The organism is Oscillospiraceae bacterium, assembly GCA_009780275.1.
GTDB lineage: Bacteria > Bacillota > Clostridia > Oscillospirales > UBA929 > WRAI01.
Window position 1 is genome coordinate 1 of sequence record WRAI01000006.1, and the last position, 21593, is coordinate 21593.

Below are 21593 nucleotides of genomic sequence, written 5' to 3' on the forward strand. Positions count from 1 at the left end.
ACGGTTTTTTCCGTTCTTCATTTGACCGTCTTCTGCCTTGCATTTGGGGCATTGATATTCATTTCTTACGCTTTTATTTTCCATGCTTTTTTATATCATATTCAACGCTTTTTGTCCACTCCCAATTATAGTCCGAGTAAATCGGCGTGGGTTCCCGTTCCCAGCAAATAAAGAATCATGCCCGTTTCTTGTTTTTCATATATTAGCAACCAATCACCGGCACCACCGATATGACATTCGCGGAAACGTTTCATGTTTCCCTTTAATTGATGATCCTTCCAATTTAAAGGTAAGGGGATATCCTTCGCTAATTGGTTAATACCCCAAGCGAGCAGGGATAGGTCCTTTCCTTGCTTTTTTGCGAGTTTATAACCTTTCTTAAACTTTGAAGTCCTAACAACGAAATATATCGTTTCAATCATCATCATCGTCCTCTGCGTCCAAATCTGCGAAGAGGTCTGCTGCGTTTTTATATAACTTTGCCGTCCCATTTTTGACGGCGGTATGATATTTCTTCGATTCCGTAAGAAGTTCCGATTCAAAATCCGGAGTATACCCGTTTTCGGTTAACCGCATAAAAGATGAATCAGGGACATTTGAAACACCCAAAATAAAAGGCAGGTTGTTAGTTTTCACCGTTTGCTTTAAAAATAAGTTAACCGCTGTAGACAGATCCAAGCCGATGGATTCGAAGACTTGCTGTGCTTGGGACTTTAGGGTTGCGTCGGTTCTTACGTTAATGGTTGCTGTCGCCATGTTGACACCTCCTTGTTTATTATCGTAACACATATTAAGTACATTGTCATCAAAGTAATCATTTGACGCCATATATGACATTGTTATATATTTATATTATTACACAAAGGAGGATACAATTTGAGCAAACGTGATAAACAATTGCAAGCCATACGAAACAATCCGAAGGGTGTTAAATTTAAAGCCATACAAAATATATTATTAAACCTTGGTTTTAAAGAAACCGTACCCCGCGGTGGGTCGAGCCATTATACGTATCATAAAGGTATCTATAGAATTACGATCCCCAAGGACAACCCCGTTAACGGTATTTATATAAAACAAGTCATTAAAATCCTCGATGCATTGGAGGCAACTCAATGAAAAACTTACAATATTATATGGATTTGAAATACCCCTTCACATTGGAACAAGACGAAGATGGGAGCTATCTTATTATATACCCCGACTTACCCGGATGTATGACTTGCGGATCAACGATTGAAGAAGCCATCGAAATGGGTACAGATGCAAAACAATGTTGGATAGAATCCGCATTACATGACAATGATTTTATCCCCGAGCCGCGAACAACGGAGGAATACCCTAATAATTTTAAATTACGCTTACCAAAATCCTTATACAAACAACTCGCGACCAACGCAAACGCGGAGGGAGTAAGCATGAACCAATATTGCTTGTACCTGCTAAGCGAAAGAGCGGTGAGTTGATAAATGGACACCTTCTCCCGCTTATCCCCCTTCATACAGGAGTTCATCTACCGCAACGAGTGGACGGAGCTGCGCGGTATACAGATTGCCGCTTGCGGGGTTATTTTTGATACGGACGATAATTTACTCCTTTCCTCCGGCACGGCGTCGGGCAAGACCGAGGCGGCGTTTCTGCCGATCCTTACGCAAATTTATGAGGACCCGCCGAAGTCGGTGGGCGTGCTGTACATATCGCCGCTTAAAGCGTTGATTAACGACCAGTTTAAGCGGCTGGATCAATTACTGCTGGATTCAAACATTCCCGTGACGAAATGGCACGGGGACGCGAACCAGGACAAAAAGAATTATTTGGTGAAGAACCCCGAAGGGATTTTGCAGATTACACCCGAATCGTTGGAGAGCCTGCTGACCAACAAGCGGGGGTCGTGCTTGCAATTGTTCCGTGATTTGCGCTTCGTGATTATCGACGAGGTGCATCAATTTATGCGGGACGCGCGGGGTTTGCAACTTTTGTGTGTGCTGGAGCGGTTGCAAAATTTGACGAAGGTATACCCACGGCGGGTGGGCTTGTCGGCGACGCTGGGGGACATAAAGCTGGCGGAGAATTGGCTGAACACGGGCACGGCGCGTAAGTGTGCTTCCCCCGTGACGGACGAAGGGAAGCGGAGGATCCGCCTGCACATCGAGCGGTTCGTCAATTATGCCGACAAGAGGGACTTAAACGCGCTGACCGATTCTTCGGGTACGCAGGACGTGGGCGACCGCGCGCATTACGATTATTTATTTAAGATGACGCTGGATAAGAAGACGATTATCTTCACCAATTCCCGCGAGGAAACGGAATACGTGATGGCGAACTTACGCGAAATCGCGTTGAAAAATAAATCCCCCGACATTTACCGGGTACACCACGGTAACGTGAGTGCGCTCCTGCGTGAAACGACCGAGGACGAAATGAAATCGGAGGACGAAAAAATCGTGACGGGCGCGACGGTTACGCTGGAATTGGGCATCGACATCGGCGCGCTGGACCAAGCCGTGCAAATCGGCGCGCCGCACAGCGTTGCCGGTTTTGCGCAACGGTTGGGGCGGTGCGGGCGGCGGGGGCAGATCGCGCAATTATTATTCACCTTCGTGGAGAGCATCGTGATTAATGCCGCTGACATTTTGGGACCGATCAATTGGGACTTTTTAAAGACGCTCGCCATCATCGAGCTGTACACCAAGGAACATTGGATCGAGCCGATTTACCCGCACCACCACCATTACGCGCTGTTGTACCACCAGACGATGAGCTTTTTAAAATCGAACGGGGAATCCTCGCCCGCGGCGCTGGCTACGGCGGTGCTGGGGCTGGGCGTGTTCAAACACATCCCGCAGGAGGATTACCGTCGGCTGCTTTCGCACATGGTTGATATGCAGCAATTGGAGCGCACCGAGCGCGGCGGCTTGATTATCGGGCGGCAGGGGGAACGGATCGTCAATTCGCATAAATTTTTGACGGTATTTAAAGCGCCGGAATACCTGCTGGTAAAGGACGAAAACCGCACCATCGGCACGGTGGACACGGTGTACCCCGTGGGGACGCGCTTCTCGCTGGCGGGCATGACGTGGGAAGTGCTGGACGTGAACGAGAAGTCGAAGGTCATTTTCGTTAAGCGGGTACCCGGCGTTAGTATGGTCGATTGGGAAGCGGTTTTCGACGGCGAACTGCATACGGTTTTGGTCAAAAAAATCCGCCATATACTAATGGCGGACGTGATGTTCCCGTATTTGAGCGATTCGTGCAAGGAGCGTATCACCGAACTGCGTTACATCACGCAGAACAGCGGCATATTGGACAATTTGGTAACGCAAATATCCAATAAAAAGTTCGCCATTTTCCCGTGGATCGGTACGCGGCAATTACTCACGCTTCACTACGCGTTGATAGATAAACAAATACCCAACAAGATACCGTGGTTTACCAGCGTATACATCGAGGCGATTTTTTCCGGCACGACGGAGGAGCTGGAGGAAATCATCCGCGGTATCGCACGGTCGGAAATCGACCTGTATAACCTACCCCTTCCCGGTAAAACGCAGATACGTGCGAAGTACAACGAGTATGTCCCCGCGGACTTGCTAAGGAAGCAATTCGTGGAGGATTACTTGGATATGGAAGGGGTACGGGAGCTGGCAACCGGGAATTAAACCTTCGGGGCTCGTAATAAAGGCAATTTGCTCCCCAGCAGGGTTTTTAAGTTCGGCTCGCCGATTTCAAAGAGGCTGTATTTAATCCGCGTTGCGGGTTTATTTATTTCCAGCACACGTTGCAAATCAATGGGGGTGGCGATGATTACGGCGTCGCAGTCCACTTTGTTAATGGTCGCGGCCAGGTCTGCGATTTGCTTTTCGCCGTAGCCCATGGCGGGCAGGAGGTTTTTGATATGGGGGTATTTGGTGAATACCTCCACCAGCTCGCCGACGGCTGCCGAACGCGGGTCAACGATTTCCGCCGCGCCGAAACGCTTCGCGGCTACGATGCCCGCGCCGATTTCCATTTCCCCGTGGGTGAGGGTGGGGCCGTCCTCCACGACCAGCACCCGTTTGCCGCGGATGCAGGACAAATCATCCACCGCGATGACGGAAGCGGCTTCTATGAGGGCGGCGGCGGGGTTAACGCGCTGTATGTTAGCCCTTACGGTTTGGATATGTTCGAAATCCGCGCTGTCTATCTTGTTAATGACCACCGCGTCGGCCATGCGCAGGGTTACCTCGCCGGGGTAGTAGCTCAGCTCATGCCCCGGGCGGTGGGGGTCAACGACCGTAACCATCAAATCCGGCTGGTAGAAGGGGAAGTCGTTGTTGCCGCCGTCCCACAGGATCACGTCGCAGCCGTTGGGGTCGTTTTCCGCCGCGCGCAGAATGGCCTCGTAATCCACGCCCGCGTAAATCACGTTGCCGCGTTCGATGTACGGCTCGAATTCCTCCATTTCCTCAATGGTGCAATCGTGCTTTTTTAAATCGCCGATTGCGGCGAAGCGTTGTACCTTTTGCGCCGCCAGGTCGCCGTAGGGCATGGGGTGGCGGACGGTTATTACCTTTAGGCCCATTTCCATCAGGATTTCCACGATGCGGCAGGAGGTTTGGCTCTTACCGCAGCCCGTGCGCACCGCGCCCACGGCGATTACGGGCTTTGTGCTTTTCAACATCGTACGCTTGTGGCCGAGCAGCGTAAAGTCCGCGCCCGCCGCGTTCACCTCCGCGCCCAAGCCCATCACGTAGGTATAGGGTACGTCGCTGTAGGAAAAGACACATTCGTCCGCGTTCAGCTCCTTAATGAGTTGGGTCAATTGCTCCTGCGGGAAGATGGGGATGCCTTGCGGGTACAGCGAACCCGCCAGCTCGCTCGGGTACACTCGCCCGGCGATGTCGGGGATTTGCGCCGCGGTGAAGGCGACGACCTCGTATTCGGGGTTGCCGCGGTACACGGTGTTGAAGTTGTGGAAGTCGCGGCCCGCCGCGCCGATGATGATGATCTTTTTCATAATTATCTCCCTATTCTAAAATTTCCGTCGCGTTCTTCAATAATACGAAAACCGGGGTTAAGTTCCAGCACCCAATACGGGGTGGTTGCGCCGGTTTCGGTAATTTCCATTCCGTAGGCGGAAATTTCCCAAAATCCCGGTTCCCTGCCCAGGATCAATTGCCCGCCCGTAATCACGACCCGCCCGAACGCGCCCGTATATTCAATATTACCGCAAAAAGCGGCGGCGTTGCCGCTTATATCAGGCAAACTCAATACGTCATACTCGTACAACCCGTCGTCGGAAGCGATAAAATCGCCGCCGTGCTGGAGGCGCAGCGCCGGATGTTCGAAAAGCGCGTAAATAGCGTCAACGCGGCGTGCGTTGTCCTCCACCCAAGCGGTTTCGGCGGCGCGGATGCTTTCGTAGCCGTAATGTGTTAAGTCCAATTCGGCGAAGGGCGTGAGGGTCTCGATTCCCGCCGTTTCCTTTAGCAACGCACCCAAGTCGGTTTCCCACCGGAAATCTGTTGTCCAATCCGCTTCAAACGCGTCTAATAAAAGGCCGTACAACGCGCCCGTCACATAGCCAATCCCTTGCAAGGACTTCCCGATGTAGTGGGTGTCGATATGTGCTCGTATCCATGCGATTTTATCGGTCATTTCGTTCATGATTACGCGCATTTCGGTATAAAGTGCCGTACCTTCGCTTATTTCAAACCCGGTTTCCGCCGACAAAGCGTTCGGGTTGCTTTCATGCCGCGCGGCGCGGGCGGAAAGCGCGGTATGGACGGCTTGCAACCTTTCTTCGCCGGAGGTTTCCAGCGCATGTATTAGCGCTGTGGTTTCTATCCATATACTGATACGCTCATTCAATCCGTCCATGTGGTTAAGCGGTATCCAATAGGGACGGCGACCGGTGAAAAGTTTCGGCTGCCACGCATGGAACAATTCATGCGCCATAATTCCGACCACGCGTTCCGTGTCGGGTAAAATAGATTGCACATATGACCATGTCATCATGCCCCATGTTATTCCGTGCGCTATGGCGGCGGTGTTGCCGATGTGTACACTTGAAGGCAATTCACCCGCGTATACCCCCTCCGTTTGGTACACCAATTCGAAACGGTCTTGGCCTGCGGGCCGATTGGCTACGGCTTGCCGCGTCACCGGGTCGGCGAACATAAACGGCCCGTTTAAATCGACGCCCCACATTTCACCGCCGTCCCAGCTCAAGCGGGCTTCCATCATGGCGAACAGCTCCGCCGCGCACAACAGGCAAATGACCGTCTCCCGTTCTTCGTCGCATATATGGGAAAGGGATGTTATCGGCGGCGGTGCCGGACGCGGGGGCGGAGTAGGCGCAGGCGTGGGAACGGGTGCGGGGGTAGGCATCGGCGGGGGTTGGATGGGGATGAGCGAAATCGCGGGGGGGATAGAAGGCGCGGTAATGTCCTCCCGCGTTGCGGTTTCGTTCGCGCCGCTTCCGCAGGCTATAAAAAGGAATAACAGGATGAACAAAGGTAATAATTTTCTCATAGCCACCCCCTTGTAATTGATAAAAGCGTTACGCCTCCACTTCGGAACAATTTGTGCCGAAGTGGAGCGTAACGCCCGTAGGTTATTTGCGTACTATTCGTTTTCGATTAATTTCTTTTGGATACTGCGCAGGAAGCCGCATATCCAGCGGTTGATCGCGGGGTTGATTGAGGTTTCGTCGTCGCTGACAGCGAAGGTCGTATCCACGTCCGTCATGTCGTAGAAGTAGAGCATATCCACCAAACGCAGTACGTCCAGGAGGAAATTTGAGAATACGACTTCCGAATTAAGGTTGCCGTCCAGCGTAATTACGTCGAAGAGGTCGGGGCGGGTCTTGATTTCCTCCATGACGACGGGGTGCAGGTTGTTGTGGTCGGTATGGCGTTTGTATACGATGTTCAAATTGTCGTCGGAGCGTTTGCGGGCCAGCAGGCGTTCGATGATCTTTTCCATGGAGCATTTGAGGTCTACCAGCAGCACGCGCCAGTTGTTTTCCTTGATAAAGCGGATCAAGTCGATCGTTTGCTGGCGGTTGCGGGGGAAGCCGTCCACCAAGCCGGGGGTGTGCGACAGCGCGAATTCGCGGAAGATTTGGCAGGTGACGGAATCGTCCACCAAAATGCCTTGCTCGGTCAGTTCCTTGATTTTCGGGTCTTCCTTGGCTTTGGCGCGGAAGATGTCACCCATGCTGGCCGAATACAGGTTGTCCAGCCAATAGTGTTTGATGTTTTTAACCAGCGTACCTTTTCCCCCGCCGGACTCGCCCAGCAGAATCATGAAATCCCATTTTTCCAATATCAACGGTTTGCGGTTATGCTTCACGTCTTTCCCTCCCGTTTTCCATATAAGTACGCCCCTATTGTATGGGCAAAAGCCGTATCGCGTCAATCACTTCCCCGCGGTTGGCGCGCGTTACGTCAAAACGCTCGCCCGTAACCGCGCCTACGTGGCTGCACCACATTTCCATTTCGGCCAGGCATGTGCCGCCGCCCGCGCCGCCGCCGCCCGCCGCCGCTATGAGGTGAATCATTTTTCCCTTCGCCGCGCTGCCGGCTTTGTTAAAACATTCCATCCGGCGGAAGCGGTCGAGGAAGTATTGCATCCGTTCGTTAGGTTGGCCGAAATACACCGGCGTAACGAGGAATATACCCTCCGCCGCGCGTATCTTCGCTTGCAACGCATCCATCATATCGCCGATGACGCATTTCGCTTCGGGCAGGCAAGTCCCCCACCCATCGTTGCAAACCAAGCAAGGCGAAATCCTGCCCGCGCACAAATCGATTATTTCAGCCTCGCGCCCCGCGTTCGTAACGCTATCACACGCGGCCCTGCCGCAGGCGGCGGTCAGCCCGTTTTCATTGGGCGATGCCGTAATCACCAAATACATACATATCCCTCCTTCTTTATATTCCGAACTCGATTTTACATGCCGCCCCATGGTTGCAATATTCGCACGGGTTCCTGCCGCCGCTTACGCAAGGCGCGGGCGCGATAACGCCTTCCGTCAAACGCAGGGTGAGGTCCTTGATTTTTTCGTTCGCGTCTTTACTTAAGCGGGCGTATTCGTTCGGATCGCTTAAATCCACCCCCGACATGCGGAACGCCTTTAGTAGTCCCGCTTCGCGCGCGGCGTCGTCCAAAAGTTGGTCGGTTTTAAGCAGCGGGTCGCCGATGGGGAAGTAGAAGACGCCGCCGGGTTTGGGGTTTTTATTGGTCAGATCGGGGCTTTCCAGCATCGCGTTCATGTAAAGCATAAGCTGCAATTGCGTACCGCGCCGTACCTCGTCGGGATTAAAGCGGGCGCGGCCCGACTTGTAATCGATGATCCGTACGTATGTATTCCCGTCTTCGCCCTCCAGCAAGTCCGCACGGTCGATACGCCCCGAAAGGGAGAGGCTCCGTCCGTTGCCCAACGGGATGGGCGGCGCGGGGGGCAGGTCCAATTCCGTATAGGCGGGGTCGTACTCCCCCTGCTTAAGTTGTTCGCCCAACGCCCAAATCGACGCCGTGCAAACCCGCCGCGCTTTTTCCAATATATAGCGGTTGCGCGCGGAGCCGTGGTAAACCGTTGCGTTGGTTTCCTCGCTTTCGGGGACGAGCTCCCGTACGAGCGAACCTACGATTTCCTCGATTTCCGTTTTCGTGCGGGCTTGCCATTGGTACCGCCGCGCGAAATTGGCGACGACGTCATGGAATAGACTGCCCAAATCGGCGGGCATGATTTCATACAGCTTGCGCGGCTTGGCTTTGAGTAAATAAGTCATGTAATAAGCGAAGGGACAGCGGGCGTAGGCTTCCAAACGGGACGCCGCCGTGTATACCACCGGCCCGAAAAGGCGGTTTACGGATTTTGGGGAAAGCGAAGGCAACTTCTGACCTATTAGGTCAGAAGTTAACGGCACGTATTCACGCACGGGCGCGGCCGCTTTCGGTACGACCGCCGGAAACTGCGCCCGTATCGCCCGCACAACGGGCGACGGCCTCAATACCTTCCCGCCCGAATCGCCCTCCGCGTAAATAAAGGCGAGCGTATCGGACGGTTGGGACAACGCGCAATACAGCGCGTAGGATTGCTCGTTGACGCGCCCCGTTATATCTGGAGCGAGTTCAAGGTCGGCGTTGCGTAAGCGTTCGCGTTCGCCGTCGGTAAACAGCCCTTGCTCGGCGGGTAATGGGGGAAGCACTCCTTCGTTTGCGCCCAGCACGATCATGGCTTTTATCGCGGGGTATCTCGAGCGCCCCATATCACCCAGCACGACTTGGTCGAGCGTGGGCGGGATGCGCCCCAACCCCGCCTGCGAAAGCCCCGCGTCCAGCAAAACGGCGAACTCCCGCGGCGTGACAAGCGTATCGCCCAATATTTCAGCCAGCTTATCGAATACCTCGCATATCTTCGGCCAAACCTGCTTATGCATCCGCGCGGTATCGTGGTTACCCGCGGCCATACATTCGTCGAACCAACGCGACAGCACCGCGGGGACGTCCAGCGCGTACAACAGATCGAAAACCTTACGGCAAACGGAAACGACCGAAGACTTCTTTTTAATCCGGTCGAAATCGCCCAACACGCGCATAAAACGTTGGCGGGCCGCTTCCGCGGCGGGGTCGGCCATTTCGTACCGCCAGCGGTACCCCGCGATGCCGTGCGCCGCCGCGTAGTTTTCCAATATATCCACGGCGTTACGGTCCAAATCGACCAGGCCCGTTTTTAGGAAGCGGAACACGCTGTCGTACCCGTAATTTCGGTTGACGATTTCGAACGCGGCGCGTATCAGCTCCGTTAACGGATGTGACAGGATATCCGTTTCCGTATCCACGAAGAGGGGTATTTTTAACCTGTCGAACGAGAGGCGCAGAATCCCTTCGTACCGTTTGCGGTCGCCGCACAATACGGCGATATCCTTAAAACGGTATCCCCGTTCCTGCACCCATTCGCATATACGGCTCGCGGCTGAAAGGACGGCGTCGTACGGATCGCGCGCGGGGATTAATTCAATTGGGGAATTTGGGACGGCTCCAAGGGCAGAATCCCCATCGTTCCCCACGTTATATGTTCTCGCTTTACCTGCCCCTGCCGCGGGCGTAAAATGCGATACGAAGAACGCCATGCACGGATTGTCGGCATGGCGGTAGTTGTTTTCCATGTAAATGGGCGGTAATAGTTCGATTCCCGCTTGTGCTGCGGTGCGGCTCAATCTTTCTTGCGTGGTGCGCGGGGCTTCGCACAGCGGATCGGTGAAGCGTTGCGTGTCCCGCGTGGTAAGCGTGACGCCCATGTAAGCGGAACGTTTCATTATATGTAGTAATATTTGCCGTTCCTGCGGGGTGAAGCCCGAAAAACCGTCTACCCAAATGTATGCACCGTCCAAAAGCGGCAGCGCGCCTTCCGTAGCTTCCAACCTTTGCGCCAGCAAATCCAACAAATCATCGGTCAATAGATACCGTCCGCTGACTGCCTCACGGTACTTGGTAATTATCAACGCAAGGTCGGAGAGCTTCGCGGACAACGCGGGGTCTCCGGTTATTTCCGGGATGCCATGACGCGGGAGGGGAGGGATTCCGGCGACCGACTTCGCCTTCAAGGGAGCGGAATCCCTCCCCTCCCGTGTCTCCGGAGCCCCCATAATCCCCGAACCCTCCGATGTTCGTAAAAGTAAATCCTCAGCCGTTACCTTATAATGGTTCAACTCCGTAAGCGTCTTCGCCAACGCTTCAACGAAGCCGGGTTTGTCGTGCGCGCTTTGGTAATATACAAACGAATCGGAATTTTCAAACAAAACCTTACGCAAAAGCATCGCCTTGGCCAATTCGTCCGCCATGCGCCCCGGCGGGCCGCCCAGCGCGGAAAACAAACGGTACGCCATCCGATTGAAGCTGAGTACCTGCACCCGTACGGAAGCGGTGCGTTCCGCCAGCAGCAAACGTTCCGATTGCAAGGAGAACTGCTCCGGCACGAGGTAATACAGGGGCGCGTCAACGAAGGCGCAATCGGTGCCGCCCGAAGGGGGCTGCGAACGGGTACGCTCGAGTTCCTTCAGGCAATGTGCCGTCTTACCCGCGCCCGGCGGGCCGAGGATGAATTGCAACGGCATTTATTCGATCCAGATGACTTTCGCCTCGTCGTAGAAGCCCCGCGCGTTGGGGGATTCGTCACGCTCGCCGATTGCGATGATGTTGAAGGGGAGGTCACTTTCGCTTAGCTCCAACGCTTCCCGTACGGCTTTGATCAACGGTTCCTTCGGGTACACGCCGCACCAACAGGTACTTAGGCCCATCGCCTCGGCTTGGATCAGGATATTTTCCGTAGCCGCGCCCAGGTCCTGCGGGAAATACCCGCGCGCGATGCCGTCCTGCACGTTCTCCTGCGTTTCCGGCAGGGCGACCATCACGATGGCGGCGGGGGCCTTGTACAGCATCTTCGCCCAGTTGTGCGCGTCGGCCAGTTTGTTGAGCGTTGTACGGCACGTAATGGCGATAAAACGCCAGGGACGTGTGTTGCACGCTGATGGCGAAAGCATCGCGGCTTCCAAAAGCGCTTTCAATTGTTCCTTGGATACGGGGGTGGATTTAAAGTTTCGGATGCTGCGGCGGGTGGAAATGGGTTGGATAACCATCGTGAATCCCTCCTGCGTTTGAATAGGTTAATGCCGTTATTATATACATAAAACGAAGCGAATCACACGGATATTGACAAAATTATTACATTCATGTTTCATAGGAAGCAATTTATTATTTAAACCGAACGATAAAGGGTGGTTTATATGCTTACGCTCCCCGCCGCGGAAGCGATCTTCCGCAAATATAATAAGGAAGCCTTTCACATCCGGCACGCGTTGACCGTCAGCGGCGTGCTCGGGTACTTCGCCCGCCGATACGACCCCGACCGCGAGGAATATTGGCGCGTTGTGGGTATACTGCACGATACGGACTTTGAATTGCATCCCGGCGCGCATTGCGTGGCGGGCATCGAACTCCTGCGCGCGGAAGACGTACCCGAGGACATCATTTGCTCGGCTTTGAGCCACGGCTGGGGGATGACCGATTCGCCCTACGAACCGCGGCACGAAATGGAGAAAATCCTGTACGCCGTGGATGAACTCACCGGATTGATATGGGCGACGGCGCTAATGCGCCCGAGCAAATCCACGCAGGACCTCGAGCTCTCCAGCGTGAAGAAAAAGTTTAAGGATAAAAAATTCGCGGCGGGATGCTCGCGTGAAACGATAACAAAGGGCGCGGAAATGCTGGGCAGGACACTCGACGATTTGATCAGCGAGACGATCCTGGCTATGCGTTCCTGCGAAAGGGATGTGGAAGAAAATGCCTAACGTATACAATACTTTAAAAGAACGCGGCTACATCGCCCAATGCACCCACGAGGACGAGCTGCGCGACTTGCTCGGCAAAGAATCTGTCACGTTCTACATGGGGTACGACCCTACCGCCGACAGCTTGACCACCGGCCATTTGTTAACCCTTATGGTGCACAAGCATATGCAGGACGCGGGGCACCGGTTTATCACGCTCATGGGTACAGGTACGGGTATGATCGGCGACCCCGGAGACCGTACCGACATGCGGCGCGTCATGACGCGCGAGGAAGTCAACCACAACATCGCTTGCTTTAAGGAACAATGCGCCCATTTCATTCGATACGGCGAAGGTGGCGCCATCATGGAGGAAAACGATTGGCTGCTCGGTTTGTCGCTGGTGGATTTTATGCGCGACTACGGCGTGCATTTCAACGTCAACCGCATGTTGGCGGCCGAATGTTATAAATCACGTTTGGAAGAAGGGCTCACGGCGTTCGAACTCACCTACATGCTGATGCAGGCCTACGACTTCCTTGAACTCTACAAACGGTACAATTGCCGCTTGCAACTCGGCGGAAGCGACCAATGGGGTAATATCATCGCGGGTATCGACCTGATACGTAAAAAGGAAAACGTCCAAGTCTACGGCTTAACCAACGTTCTGCTTACCGCTTCGGACGGCAGTAAGATGGGAAAGTCCGCGGGCAACGCGGTTTGGCTTTCCGCGAAGAAAACCACCCCCTACGATTTCTACCAGCATTGGCGCAACACCGTGGATGCCGACGTGATCCGCAACCTTAAATGGTTTACCTTCCTGCCGCTGGATGAAATCCAAGCGATGGCGCAATGGCAGGGTGCGGAAATAAACCAAGCCAAGGATATACTCGCATACGAGGTGACCAAAATCGTCCACGGCGAAGGGGAAGCGCGTAAGGCGCAAGACGCGGCAAGAGCGTTGTTTGCCGGGGGCGGCGGGGAAGCGGAATCCATGCCCTGTACGGACATCCCGCGCGCGGAAGCGGAGGAAGGCATCAATATCGTGGTTTTGCTTGAAAAAACGGGTTTGGTCAAATCCCGCAGCGAGGCGCGCCAGCTCATCGCGCAGGGCGGTATTAAATTAAACGATACAAAGATAGAAAACCACGATCGGATAATCAACGTTAATGATTTTGACGGTTCCGGTTTCCTGCTGATTCAAAAAGGGAAGAAGATATACCACCGGGGGCGCTTGGTATGAGCGAGCGGGGCCCCATTGTCATCAACCGCGCCGAAATCGCCGCCACGGCGGTGGAGCCGTCACAATTCCCGTCAACGGATTTACCCGAAATCGCCTTCGTGGGGCGTTCCAACGTGGGTAAATCCTCCCTGATTAATGCCCTGCTGGGCCGCAAGAAACTGGCGCGCACCAGCCGTCAACCCGGAAAAACCCGCACGATCAATTTTTTCTCGGTGGAGGGTAAGCTCTATTTCGTGGACCTTCCCGGCTACGGCTACGCCAAGGTTTCCAAGGCCGAGAAGGAAAAATGGGGCGTGATGGTGGAGGGTTACTTAAAAGACCGCGCGCCCTTACGGCATATTTATCTGCTGATGGATATCCGCCACGAGCCGAGCGAAGGCGACCGCATGATATACAATTGGTGCAATTACTACGAACTGCCGTTTACGGTCGCGGCTACCAAATGCGATAAACTTTCGCGCAATCAGATCGCGAAGCAAATAGCAATGCTGCGGCGCGAATTGGGGACGCGGGGTATTATCCCCTTTTCCGCCGAAACGCACCAAGGGCGGGAAGAACTGTGGTCAGGCATAATAGACAGTTGCGGGCTTTATATGTTATAGTTTGGCAGAAAATACAATTTAAGGCGGGCGATTAAATGGCAGAAAACGCTGTTACGGTTGGGAATATATACACGGGAACGGTGCTTAAGATCAAACCCTTCGGGGCGATCGTATCGCTGCCGGGGGGCGTGCCGGGCCTTGTGCATATATCGCAGATAACCAACGGGTACGTGCAAAACGTGGCCGATGTCCTTAATGTGGGCGACGAGGTGGACGTACGCGTCGTTTCCTACGAGGAAGCGTCGGGCAAGATTTCCCTCTCCATGAAGGACGTCCCCCAACAGTCGCACTACGCCTACGACGACGAAGAAACCAGCGAAGACGGCGAATATTCCTACCGTTACGATCCCCCCCCCGTGATATCAGCCGCGCAAGCGGCTTCTTTTGAAGAGAAATTCAAGTCCTGGCAAAAGATATCCAACGAGCGTATCGCCGGTATCAACCGGAGGAATAAAAGGAGGTAAACGTATGAAACAACGGTTTTTAACCTTACTGATCGTGGGTTTGTTTGCCTTGTTCGTTTCCGCTTGCGGCAATAACGGCGGCGCAAGCGGTCAAGCGGGTTCGGACCACGACAGGCGCGGCGATGACCGCCGGGAATCAAGCGAAAACCCAAGTACGGGCAACACCCCCAACGCCGTGCGCGCGCGTATGGATGTGGCGGCCGACCCCAAGGCCTTTTTGGCCAACGTATCGGAGGGCTTGTTCGGTTCGGTGCTGAGCAACATCGGCGGCTCGTCCGACGTGATCTCCAATATTTCGGGTAACCTTAACGGCGGGGTGACCGGACGGATGAACACGATGTTCTCCCTTAACGTAAACCCGCGGGAGGTTGACCGTTGGGCACAGGAGTTCCCCGAAATTCGGGACGTGTTGGGCTTGATCCACCTCCTGTTGGACTCGGGGGTAAATGTCGAAGCGGCCTATAACCTCAACGGCAACGATTTTTCCGGCGAGGTCAGCTTGGAATGGTTGTTAAACAACCAACGTATCCTGGGTTTTGACGCGCTGATGGTGGACGATACGGTTTATTTGGGCGTACCGGAGCTCTACGACAGATACATAGCCATTAACCTGCCGGACTTGGGTTTGGGCTTTAATTTAGCGGAGTTCCTGTACATGGCGCAGGACATCGAATCCTTTATGGACGACATGCTGGGTGAAATGCTCGGCGGCATGTTCGACGAGTTAATGCCCATCTTCGATTTATTGGAAAGGCATGAACGGGCTCTTGACCGCTTGCTGGCTGAAGTGATCGACGCCGCTTTGGCCGAAATCAAGAACATTACCGTCACCGAAAACGTAAGCGTACAAGTCAACGAACGCCCCGTACGCTACACCGAAATGAACGTGTCGATCACCGAAACCGAGCTGGCCAACGCCGCCCGCGCCGCGATGGTCGTATTGCGCGACAGCCGCGATTTTACGGATATGGTCATCGATACGGCCAATACCTTCGGCTTCCCGGTAGAAGCGCGGGAAGTCCGTGATGTGCTGGATGAAATCATCAACGAATTCGACCCGTCGTATTTCGATGATACGGTGTTTTTCACGATACAGATTTATTTGGACGCAAACAACTCGATTACGGGTATCCAATTCGGGCTGGGGGAAGTGCTGATCCGCGGCTTCCTCGACTTTAACCACGGCTACGAACTGACGATACACGACCGCAGCGTGTGGGACCCCGGCCGCATCGTGATCCGCGGCGAATTGCGCGGCCGTTCGGATAACTTCACGGGGGATTTGTGGATCGAATACGAGGACCGTTGGAGCAGTATGGCGGGAAGGCTGGGGACGTTCGATATCCGCTTCCAATCCTTGGACCGCTATTCCATACGCCTGACAACGGCTGTTTCCGATTGGTTCACTTTTGCGGGGGTAAGCCCGAACGATATGCTCCCGCCGATCTTCGCGGAATACGTGAACAACGCCGAAATCACCCTGCACATGGAAGCCGCGCCCAATTCGTCCCGTTTTATGCTGGAGTTGGCGGAACCGGTCAACCGTCTTTCCGCCCGGTTGGAAATGAACTTTGAGGAAAACGTACGCGTCAACGTCACCGCCCCCGCGAACACGATGGGGTTTGACCAAATCGACGTACTGCTGGGCAGGGATTTGTTTACGATATTGGGCAACGTTTCCGATTTGATAGCGCGGATAGAAGGAATGGGTTACGACGTTGGGATGCTGGATGTGCTGATTGGGGAATTGCTTTGGTAGTGTGATATCGTGGTATATAAAAAGGTTGTCATGTGAAAACGTGACAGCCTTTTTTTGTTGTAACGGGGGCGGGGTTGACTCGACCGTTGCGTGCGGCTTTATGATGGGTTTATTAAAACATTATGGAGGTAAAGCATGAGTGAGCTTAAAAAAATCCGCGAAATGTCAACGCAATATGGTATTTCCGCACGTGCCTTGAAATATTACGAGGAAATGGGGCTGATAACCAGTACCCGGAATGATGATTATGCGTACAGGCTTTATGACGAGGCTGCCGTACAACGGCTTGAACAAATCTTAATATTGCGCAAACTGAACATCAGTATCAAGGACATTAAACGCATTTTCAATACATCCGGTTCAGAAGTTGTTTTAGAAGTGCTTGGAAAAAAAGTTGATGCCATCGACGAAGAAGTATCTCTCTTGCACGAACTTAAAGAGATAGTTTTGGATTTTATCCGTCAAATTGAGCAATCCGATTTCGGCAATGAATCTGATATAAAATTGTTATATGAAAAAACAAGGGAAATCGAAGCCCAGTTTGTTAATGTAGATTACAACGGAAATATTACGAATGCAAATCGGTTGCTTGATGTAACGGATAAGTTAGCAAGAACACCTGAAATAATCCACAAACGTTCATATTGTTATTTAATTTTTAATTTAAAGGATGGAAAAAGCGTCATTGAAGCCTCTGAACTGTATTGCAAAGCCTTTGATGCGGAAAAAACATCCGAGGACACATCTGCGGGCGAATGGATTGACGGTTGGATTGGCATAAACATTAGGGTATTTAATTTTGGAATATTCATACAAGCAGTTGACATGCCCGGCAACAGGGGTGCATGTTGTATCAGTTTTGCAACTGAACAAGAACTGCGAAAAGCATATGAATTATTATCAAAAGATGCTAAAGAATCCAATCTTCACTTGGATTGGCATTGGACATCTTTAGCTGCGACCATAACAGATAAATTCGGTGTTGATTGGTTGTTTGCGTTGAATTAAATAGCTACAGTCGAGCGCATTTATACAGTATCGACAAGTCAAAATTATCGTGCGCCCCATTGGGGGATAAAAGACAGCGGGCTTTGCTTTTATAAACTCAAACAATTCTCCACAAAAGCAAAGCCCCACTAATCGATAAGACGAAACATCGAAGAAGCGTCATCTTTGCGGACGACTTCCCGTACCGCCAGCACTTCGAGCTTGGTTAATTTATCGCCGAAGCGGATTTCAATCAAATCGCCGACCCTAACCTCGGCGGAAGCCTTTGCCAACTTACCATTAATCGTCACGCGCCCCGCGTCGCAGGCTTCATTGGCTACGGTGCGTCGCTTAATTATGCGGCTGACTTTTAAGTATTTATCTAAACGCATGTTTTCCTCCTTTAAACGTGGAGCCCCGCGGCACAACATCCTTGAGGCAACCCAAAATGCTCCATACAAATGTGCGGGATACCCGCTTCTTTAAATTCTTCTCCATAAGAAGCAAACCCCAATTTTTCGTAAAACCCCCGCGCCGTAAGCTGTGCGTGAAGTATCTGCCGTTCGCCGCCCATGATGCAACAGGCTTTGATCAAGGCTTGCATAATACCCGTAGCTAAGCCCTTACCCCGGTGTTCGGGTAGGGTGGCAACGCGTCCGATCACATAATCGTCGCGGGTGATCTTGATACGCCCGGTGGATACGGGCGCGTCGTTTTCGTAAACGACCAAGTGGATACACGCGCCGTCGTCCCCTTCGTATTCATCCTCGGGCGCGATGCCCTGTTCCTCAATAAAAACGCGGCGGCGCAGGAGATAGGCGTCGTCCAAGCCTTCCTCACCGAAGAAATATTGCATGGTCAGCATATGAACCTCCCCAAAATCGCGTCGATGATCCGCCCGCTCGCGTTGCCGTCGCCGAAGGGATTGGGAACGGCGGCCATACGGGCGCGCGCTTCCTTGTCGGCCAATAATTCCGCGGCGGAATTGTAAACGGACGATTCCGCTACGCCGGCCAGCACAAGCGTACCCGCGTTAAGCCCTTCGGGTCGTTCGGTCACTTCCCGCAGCACGACCACAGGCACATTAAAGGAAGGGGCTTCCTCCTGTAAACCGCCCGAATCGGAAAGGATCAGGTACGAACGCTTCATCAGGTTGTGCATGTCATGGATTTCCAGGGCATCCGTAAGCAATACGTTGGCACGGTGGGCCAAATATTTTTGTGATTCTTCCCGACCCGCGCCGTTGGGGTGCATCGGCCATACCAATTGCACATCGGGGAAATCCGCGGCGATACGCCCGACGGCACGGCAGATATTTTCCATGGGGGGGCCGAAATTCTCCCTGCGGTGGGCGGTCATTAATATTGTGCGTTTCGCGGGATCGAGGGCGTTGAGCGCGCCGTTTCGGAAGCGGTAACCGTCGGAGGTCGTATAGGCCAGCATGTCCACCGCTGTGTTGCCCGTGACGAAGACCGTATCGCCCGGGATGTTTTCCTTAAGCAAGTATTCCCGCGAAAGCTCCGTCGGCGCGAAATGCAAATCCGTCAGGGCCGTGGTCAGCTTGCGGTTCATTTCTTCGGGGTAGGGGCGGTACTTGTCGTATGTGCGCAGTCCCGCTTCCACATGCCCGACGGCGACCTTCGCGTAAAAAGCCGCCAACGCCGCGGCGAACGTCGTCGTCGTATCGCCGTGTACCAATAGGATATCGGGCTTGTATTCCTCGATCACCGGCTTCATGCCCGTAAGCACGCGGTTGACCACGTCACCCATGGTTTGCCCCGCCGTCATCACGTTTAAATCCCAATCGGGCACGATCCCGAAGGGCTCAAGCGCCTGATCCAACAGTTCCCTGTGCTGCGCCGTCACGCACACACGCGATTCAAGGACGGGCAAACCCGCGGGATTCACCCCCTTACCCTTCGCGCGCTCCGCCAGCACAAGCACCAACGGGATCATCTTATATGCCTCCGCCCGCGTGCCGAAAACCGTCAGAATCTTTACCGTATTCATATATGAGCCGCCTTTTTTAACTTCGTGTCAATTCGACACGAAGTTAGGGAGTATGTAAAAACAACAGCGCAAGCATATTCCATCACCCCAATATGCGCAAGCCCATCCTTGACACCGCACGAATAAACCGTATACTAAAAATAAGAACCCCTTTATCCAAGGGGTTCCTTTGAGGATAGCTGGCCGAGTGGTCGAAGGCGGCGGTCTTGAAATACTGTGGATTGAGTGACCGTCTTGACCGTGCAAAGCCTTGATTTTAGCGGGTTTCGCTATCCATCCCACTGGGGCAAAAACACGATGTTTGCCATCAATGTTTGCCATTTTTCCAGCGGTTGACTTATACTGTGTTTCTTGTTTCATCTTGTTGGAGGGTTACCGAAGTGGTCATAACGGGGCGGTCTTGAAAACCGTTTGAGAGCAATCTCACAAGGGTTCGAATCCCTTACCCTCCGCCACAAACAATGCCAGTAAACTTGCGGGTTTGCTGGCTTTTATATTTTGAACCCCAATGTCCTTTTGGCTCAACTCGGCTTTTTCAGAGCCAAATGTTTGCCATTTTTGAGCCTGTAATCGCCGTTTTCCCCTGTGATTACAGGCTTTTTCGATGCTCGGCATTTTACTACTCTGTTGCCAATCCCGCAAGCGATGTTTCGTCCAGCCAAGACATTGCCCCAGCCGTAGAGTGTTTAGCAGAGAAGTCCAAATGTGCGTAAATGTTGGCGGTGATGGCAAAATCACTATGCCCCAGCCAGTCTTGAATCTGTTTAAGGGGTACTCCGTTTGCCAAGAGCAACGATGCACAGCTATGGCGTAGGTCGTGAAAGCGAATACGTCTAAATCCGTTGTTCTCTAAAAACTTGGGGAACATGGATGTCAGATAATCGGGTTTAATCCGATTGCCGAGAGCATCCGTGTAGATGTACGCACTCTCTTTTTTATTGTACGATTTGCCACACAGCTTGCGGTTATGCTCTTGTTCGTCTTTGACTTCCAGCAGTTTGGCTCGGATAGCCGGAACAAGGGGCAACGTCCTAAAACTGGACTTTGTTTTGGTCGTATCATCGGCTACAAGCACCTTTTGTCCGTCCACGTTAGCAATCGTAACGGTATGCTCGATGGTGATGGTGTTCGCCTCAAAATTGATTGATTCCCAGCGAAGTCCAACGAGTTCTGACCTCCTAAGACCGTAGAACGCTCCGAATATAACGCCTAATTCCAGCTTGTGACCCTTGACTGCCTCAAACAAGTCAACCGTTTCAGACTGTTTCAAAAACTTGCCCGAAAATCGGTCTGCCTTTGGGCGTTTGACCTTTCCCATCACCGTATGGGGGATGTAACCCTTTTCCACGGCGTATTTCAATGCCTTGCTAATGTTGGCATGAAACTTATGGACGGTCATTCCCTTAACTCGTTTGAGTTGCTCGGCGTAGAAAGCGTTGATGTCCTCGGCGGTTAGCTGTTGTAACAAAATGCCTTTATCCCGAAAATATGGGGCGATGGCTTTTTGTACGTTCAGTTGGTAGCCGCCGAATGTGGTTAGCTTAACTTCGGGTCGGATGGCTACAAGCCATTCTTCCATGAAGTCCGCAAAGAGCATTTCGTCCGGGGCTGGCTTTTCACGCTCGGTACGGTTGGCGAGTATTTCATGCTCTTTCCGTGCCTTGCGGAGCAAATCCTCGGCTCGTTTTGTGTTGCCCTTAACCACAAGCCCTGTTGTTACGGATTTACGGATGCGTTGTCCTGTGCTGTCAGTCCAAGCCAGTTTTATATGGTAAAAACCTCGGACATCGGCAAGGTGAGCCGCAACCCTTATTTTTTCTTGTTTGCGTAGATGGTCTGCCATTGAATCCTTAACCTCCTTTGGTTGCAGATAATGTCCACCTACTATTGACTATTTAATTGTAGCGCGCCAACATAAATAATGCAGCCCCCCAAAATCGTTTTTGAGAAGAAAATTTTTTATGCCGTGTGCCTTTCCGTCAATAGCGGGTTCAAAACCTTGACATATTTCATTATGTTTACCTTTGGCACACGAAACTCCCGCCCAATTTTGAGGCTGTCTATCGTACCGTTTCGCAGTAGACGGTAGACCGTCTTTGTGCTGATGCTCAAAAGCTGGCTCACTTGCTTAACATCAAGCACATCGGGATAATCCTTGAACACAACACAGAAAACATCTTGGGTACTGATATTCATATTCATTCCTCC

The 21593-nt window shown here is 52.8% G+C and carries 22 protein-coding genes and 1 tRNA gene; 10 read left to right on the top strand and 13 right to left on the bottom strand.

Features of this window, described 5'->3' with window-relative positions:
• Nucleotides 1-125: 125 nt before the first annotated feature.
• Nucleotides 126-422, bottom strand: coding sequence for a type II toxin-antitoxin system YafQ family toxin (locus tag FWE06_02910; GenBank protein ID MCL2546133.1), 297 nt, complete (start codon nucleotides 420-422; stop codon nucleotides 126-128).
• Nucleotides 415-756 (bottom strand): type II toxin-antitoxin system RelB/DinJ family antitoxin, encoded by a 342-nt coding sequence (locus tag FWE06_02915; protein ID MCL2546134.1) that lies wholly within the window; start codon nucleotides 754-756, stop codon nucleotides 415-417. The genes FWE06_02910 and FWE06_02915 overlap by 8 nt, the downstream gene beginning before the upstream one ends.
• Nucleotides 757-876: 120 nt before the next feature.
• Here FWE06_02915 and FWE06_02920 point away from each other — a divergent pair, with 120 nt between their 5' ends.
• Genes FWE06_02920 through FWE06_02930 form a run of 3 tightly spaced genes read left to right on the top strand, consistent with a single transcriptional unit; the run spans nucleotide 877 to nucleotide 3659 of the window.
• Entirely contained in the window at nucleotides 877-1119 is a 243-nt protein-coding gene (locus FWE06_02920) for a toxin HicA (GenBank protein ID MCL2546135.1), read from the top strand.
• The gene (locus FWE06_02925) at nucleotides 1116-1466 is read left to right on the top strand and encodes a type II toxin-antitoxin system HicB family antitoxin (protein MCL2546136.1); all 351 of its coding nucleotides are present in this window, start codon (nucleotides 1116-1118) and stop codon (nucleotides 1464-1466) included. Before FWE06_02920 ends, FWE06_02925 begins: the two co-directional genes overlap by 4 nt.
• 3 nt (nucleotides 1467-1469) lie before the next feature.
• A complete protein-coding gene (locus tag FWE06_02930) occupies nucleotides 1470-3659 on the top strand; it encodes a DEAD/DEAH box helicase (protein ID MCL2546137.1) in 2190 nt (729 codons plus the stop codon).
• Here FWE06_02930 and FWE06_02935 read toward each other — a convergent pair.
• The 6 genes from FWE06_02935 to FWE06_02960 form a co-directional block, all read right to left on the bottom strand.
• On the bottom strand, nucleotides 3656-4996 hold the full coding sequence (locus tag FWE06_02935; GenBank protein ID MCL2546138.1) for a cyclic 2,3-diphosphoglycerate synthase: 1341 nt from the start codon (nucleotides 4994-4996) through the stop codon (nucleotides 3656-3658). The genes FWE06_02930 and FWE06_02935 overlap by 4 nt on opposite strands.
• Before the next feature lie 2 nt (nucleotides 4997-4998).
• On the bottom strand, nucleotides 4999-6513 hold the full coding sequence (locus tag FWE06_02940; GenBank protein MCL2546139.1) for a hypothetical protein: 1515 nt from the start codon (nucleotides 6511-6513) through the stop codon (nucleotides 4999-5001).
• Between the two features lie 93 nt (nucleotides 6514-6606).
• Entirely contained in the window at nucleotides 6607-7335 is a 729-nt protein-coding gene (locus FWE06_02945) for a nucleoside monophosphate kinase (GenBank protein ID MCL2546140.1), read from the bottom strand.
• A 34-nt stretch (nucleotides 7336-7369) separates the two neighbouring features.
• Nucleotides 7370-7900, bottom strand: a complete 531-nt coding sequence (locus FWE06_02950) for a flavodoxin family protein (GenBank protein ID MCL2546141.1) — start codon at nucleotides 7898-7900, stop codon at nucleotides 7370-7372.
• Between the two features lie 16 nt (nucleotides 7901-7916).
• On the bottom strand, nucleotides 7917-11105 hold the full coding sequence (locus FWE06_02955) for a PD-(D/E)XK nuclease family protein (GenBank protein MCL2546142.1): 3189 nt from the start codon (nucleotides 11103-11105) through the stop codon (nucleotides 7917-7919).
• On the bottom strand, nucleotides 11106-11627 hold the full coding sequence (locus FWE06_02960; protein MCL2546143.1) for a nitroreductase family protein: 522 nt from the start codon (nucleotides 11625-11627) through the stop codon (nucleotides 11106-11108).
• 147 nt (nucleotides 11628-11774) lie between these two features.
• On the opposite strand from FWE06_02960, the gene FWE06_02965 reads away from it, so the two are divergent.
• The 6 genes from FWE06_02965 to FWE06_02990 all read left to right on the top strand — a co-directional run bounded on the left by FWE06_02965 (nucleotide 11775) and on the right by FWE06_02990 (nucleotide 17396).
• Entirely contained in the window at nucleotides 11775-12341 is a 567-nt protein-coding gene (locus FWE06_02965) for a hydrolase (protein MCL2546144.1), read from the top strand.
• A complete protein-coding gene (gene tyrS / locus FWE06_02970) occupies nucleotides 12334-13563 on the top strand; it encodes a tyrosine--tRNA ligase (protein MCL2546145.1) in 1230 nt (409 codons plus the stop codon). The genes FWE06_02965 and tyrS overlap by 8 nt, the downstream gene beginning before the upstream one ends.
• The gene (gene yihA, locus FWE06_02975) at nucleotides 13560-14165 is read left to right on the top strand and encodes a ribosome biogenesis GTP-binding protein YihA/YsxC (GenBank protein MCL2546146.1); all 606 of its coding nucleotides are present in this window, start codon (nucleotides 13560-13562) and stop codon (nucleotides 14163-14165) included. Before tyrS ends, yihA begins: the two co-directional genes overlap by 4 nt.
• Before the next feature lie 35 nt (nucleotides 14166-14200).
• Nucleotides 14201-14629: a S1 RNA-binding domain-containing protein gene (locus tag FWE06_02980; protein ID MCL2546147.1), complete on the top strand. Its 429-nt coding sequence runs from the start codon at nucleotides 14201-14203 to the stop codon at nucleotides 14627-14629.
• A 4-nt stretch (nucleotides 14630-14633) separates the two neighbouring features.
• Nucleotides 14634-16388 (top strand): hypothetical protein, encoded by a 1755-nt coding sequence (locus FWE06_02985; GenBank protein ID MCL2546148.1) that lies wholly within the window; start codon nucleotides 14634-14636, stop codon nucleotides 16386-16388.
• Nucleotides 16389-16523: 135 nt separating this feature from the next.
• Nucleotides 16524-17396 carry a MerR family transcriptional regulator gene (locus FWE06_02990; protein ID MCL2546149.1) on the top strand — a complete coding sequence of 291 codons (873 nt, stop codon included), beginning with the start codon at nucleotides 16524-16526 and terminating at the stop codon, nucleotides 17394-17396.
• A 128-nt stretch (nucleotides 17397-17524) separates the two neighbouring features.
• Here FWE06_02990 and FWE06_02995 read toward each other — a convergent pair whose 3' ends face one another.
• From FWE06_02995 to wecB, 3 genes are read right to left on the bottom strand one after another with little or no spacing between them, the layout of a single operon-like run.
• On the bottom strand, nucleotides 17525-17767 hold the full coding sequence (locus FWE06_02995) for an RNA-binding S4 domain-containing protein (GenBank protein MCL2546150.1): 243 nt from the start codon (nucleotides 17765-17767) through the stop codon (nucleotides 17525-17527).
• Between the two features lie 11 nt (nucleotides 17768-17778).
• The gene (locus FWE06_03000) at nucleotides 17779-18240 is read right to left on the bottom strand and encodes a GNAT family N-acetyltransferase (protein ID MCL2546151.1); all 462 of its coding nucleotides are present in this window, start codon (nucleotides 18238-18240) and stop codon (nucleotides 17779-17781) included.
• Nucleotides 18234-19385 (bottom strand): UDP-N-acetylglucosamine 2-epimerase (non-hydrolyzing), encoded by a 1152-nt coding sequence (gene wecB / locus FWE06_03005; GenBank protein ID MCL2546152.1) that lies wholly within the window; start codon nucleotides 19383-19385, stop codon nucleotides 18234-18236. Before wecB ends, FWE06_03000 begins: the two co-directional genes overlap by 7 nt.
• 366 nt (nucleotides 19386-19751) lie before the next feature.
• On the opposite strand from wecB, the gene FWE06_03010 reads away from it, so the two are divergent.
• Nucleotides 19752-19840: transfer RNA gene (locus FWE06_03010), tRNA-Ser, on the top strand.
• A gap of 164 nt (nucleotides 19841-20004) precedes the next feature.
• On the opposite strand, the gene FWE06_03015 is transcribed toward FWE06_03010, so the two are convergent.
• Nucleotides 20005-21228 (bottom strand): site-specific integrase, encoded by a 1224-nt coding sequence (locus FWE06_03015; GenBank protein ID MCL2546153.1) that lies wholly within the window; start codon nucleotides 21226-21228, stop codon nucleotides 20005-20007.
• Nucleotides 21229-21344: 116 nt separating this feature from the next.
• Nucleotides 21345-21581 carry a helix-turn-helix domain-containing protein gene (locus tag FWE06_03020; GenBank protein MCL2546154.1) on the bottom strand — a complete coding sequence of 79 codons (237 nt, stop codon included), beginning with the start codon at nucleotides 21579-21581 and terminating at the stop codon, nucleotides 21345-21347.
• Nucleotides 21582-21593 lie beyond the last annotated feature (12 nt).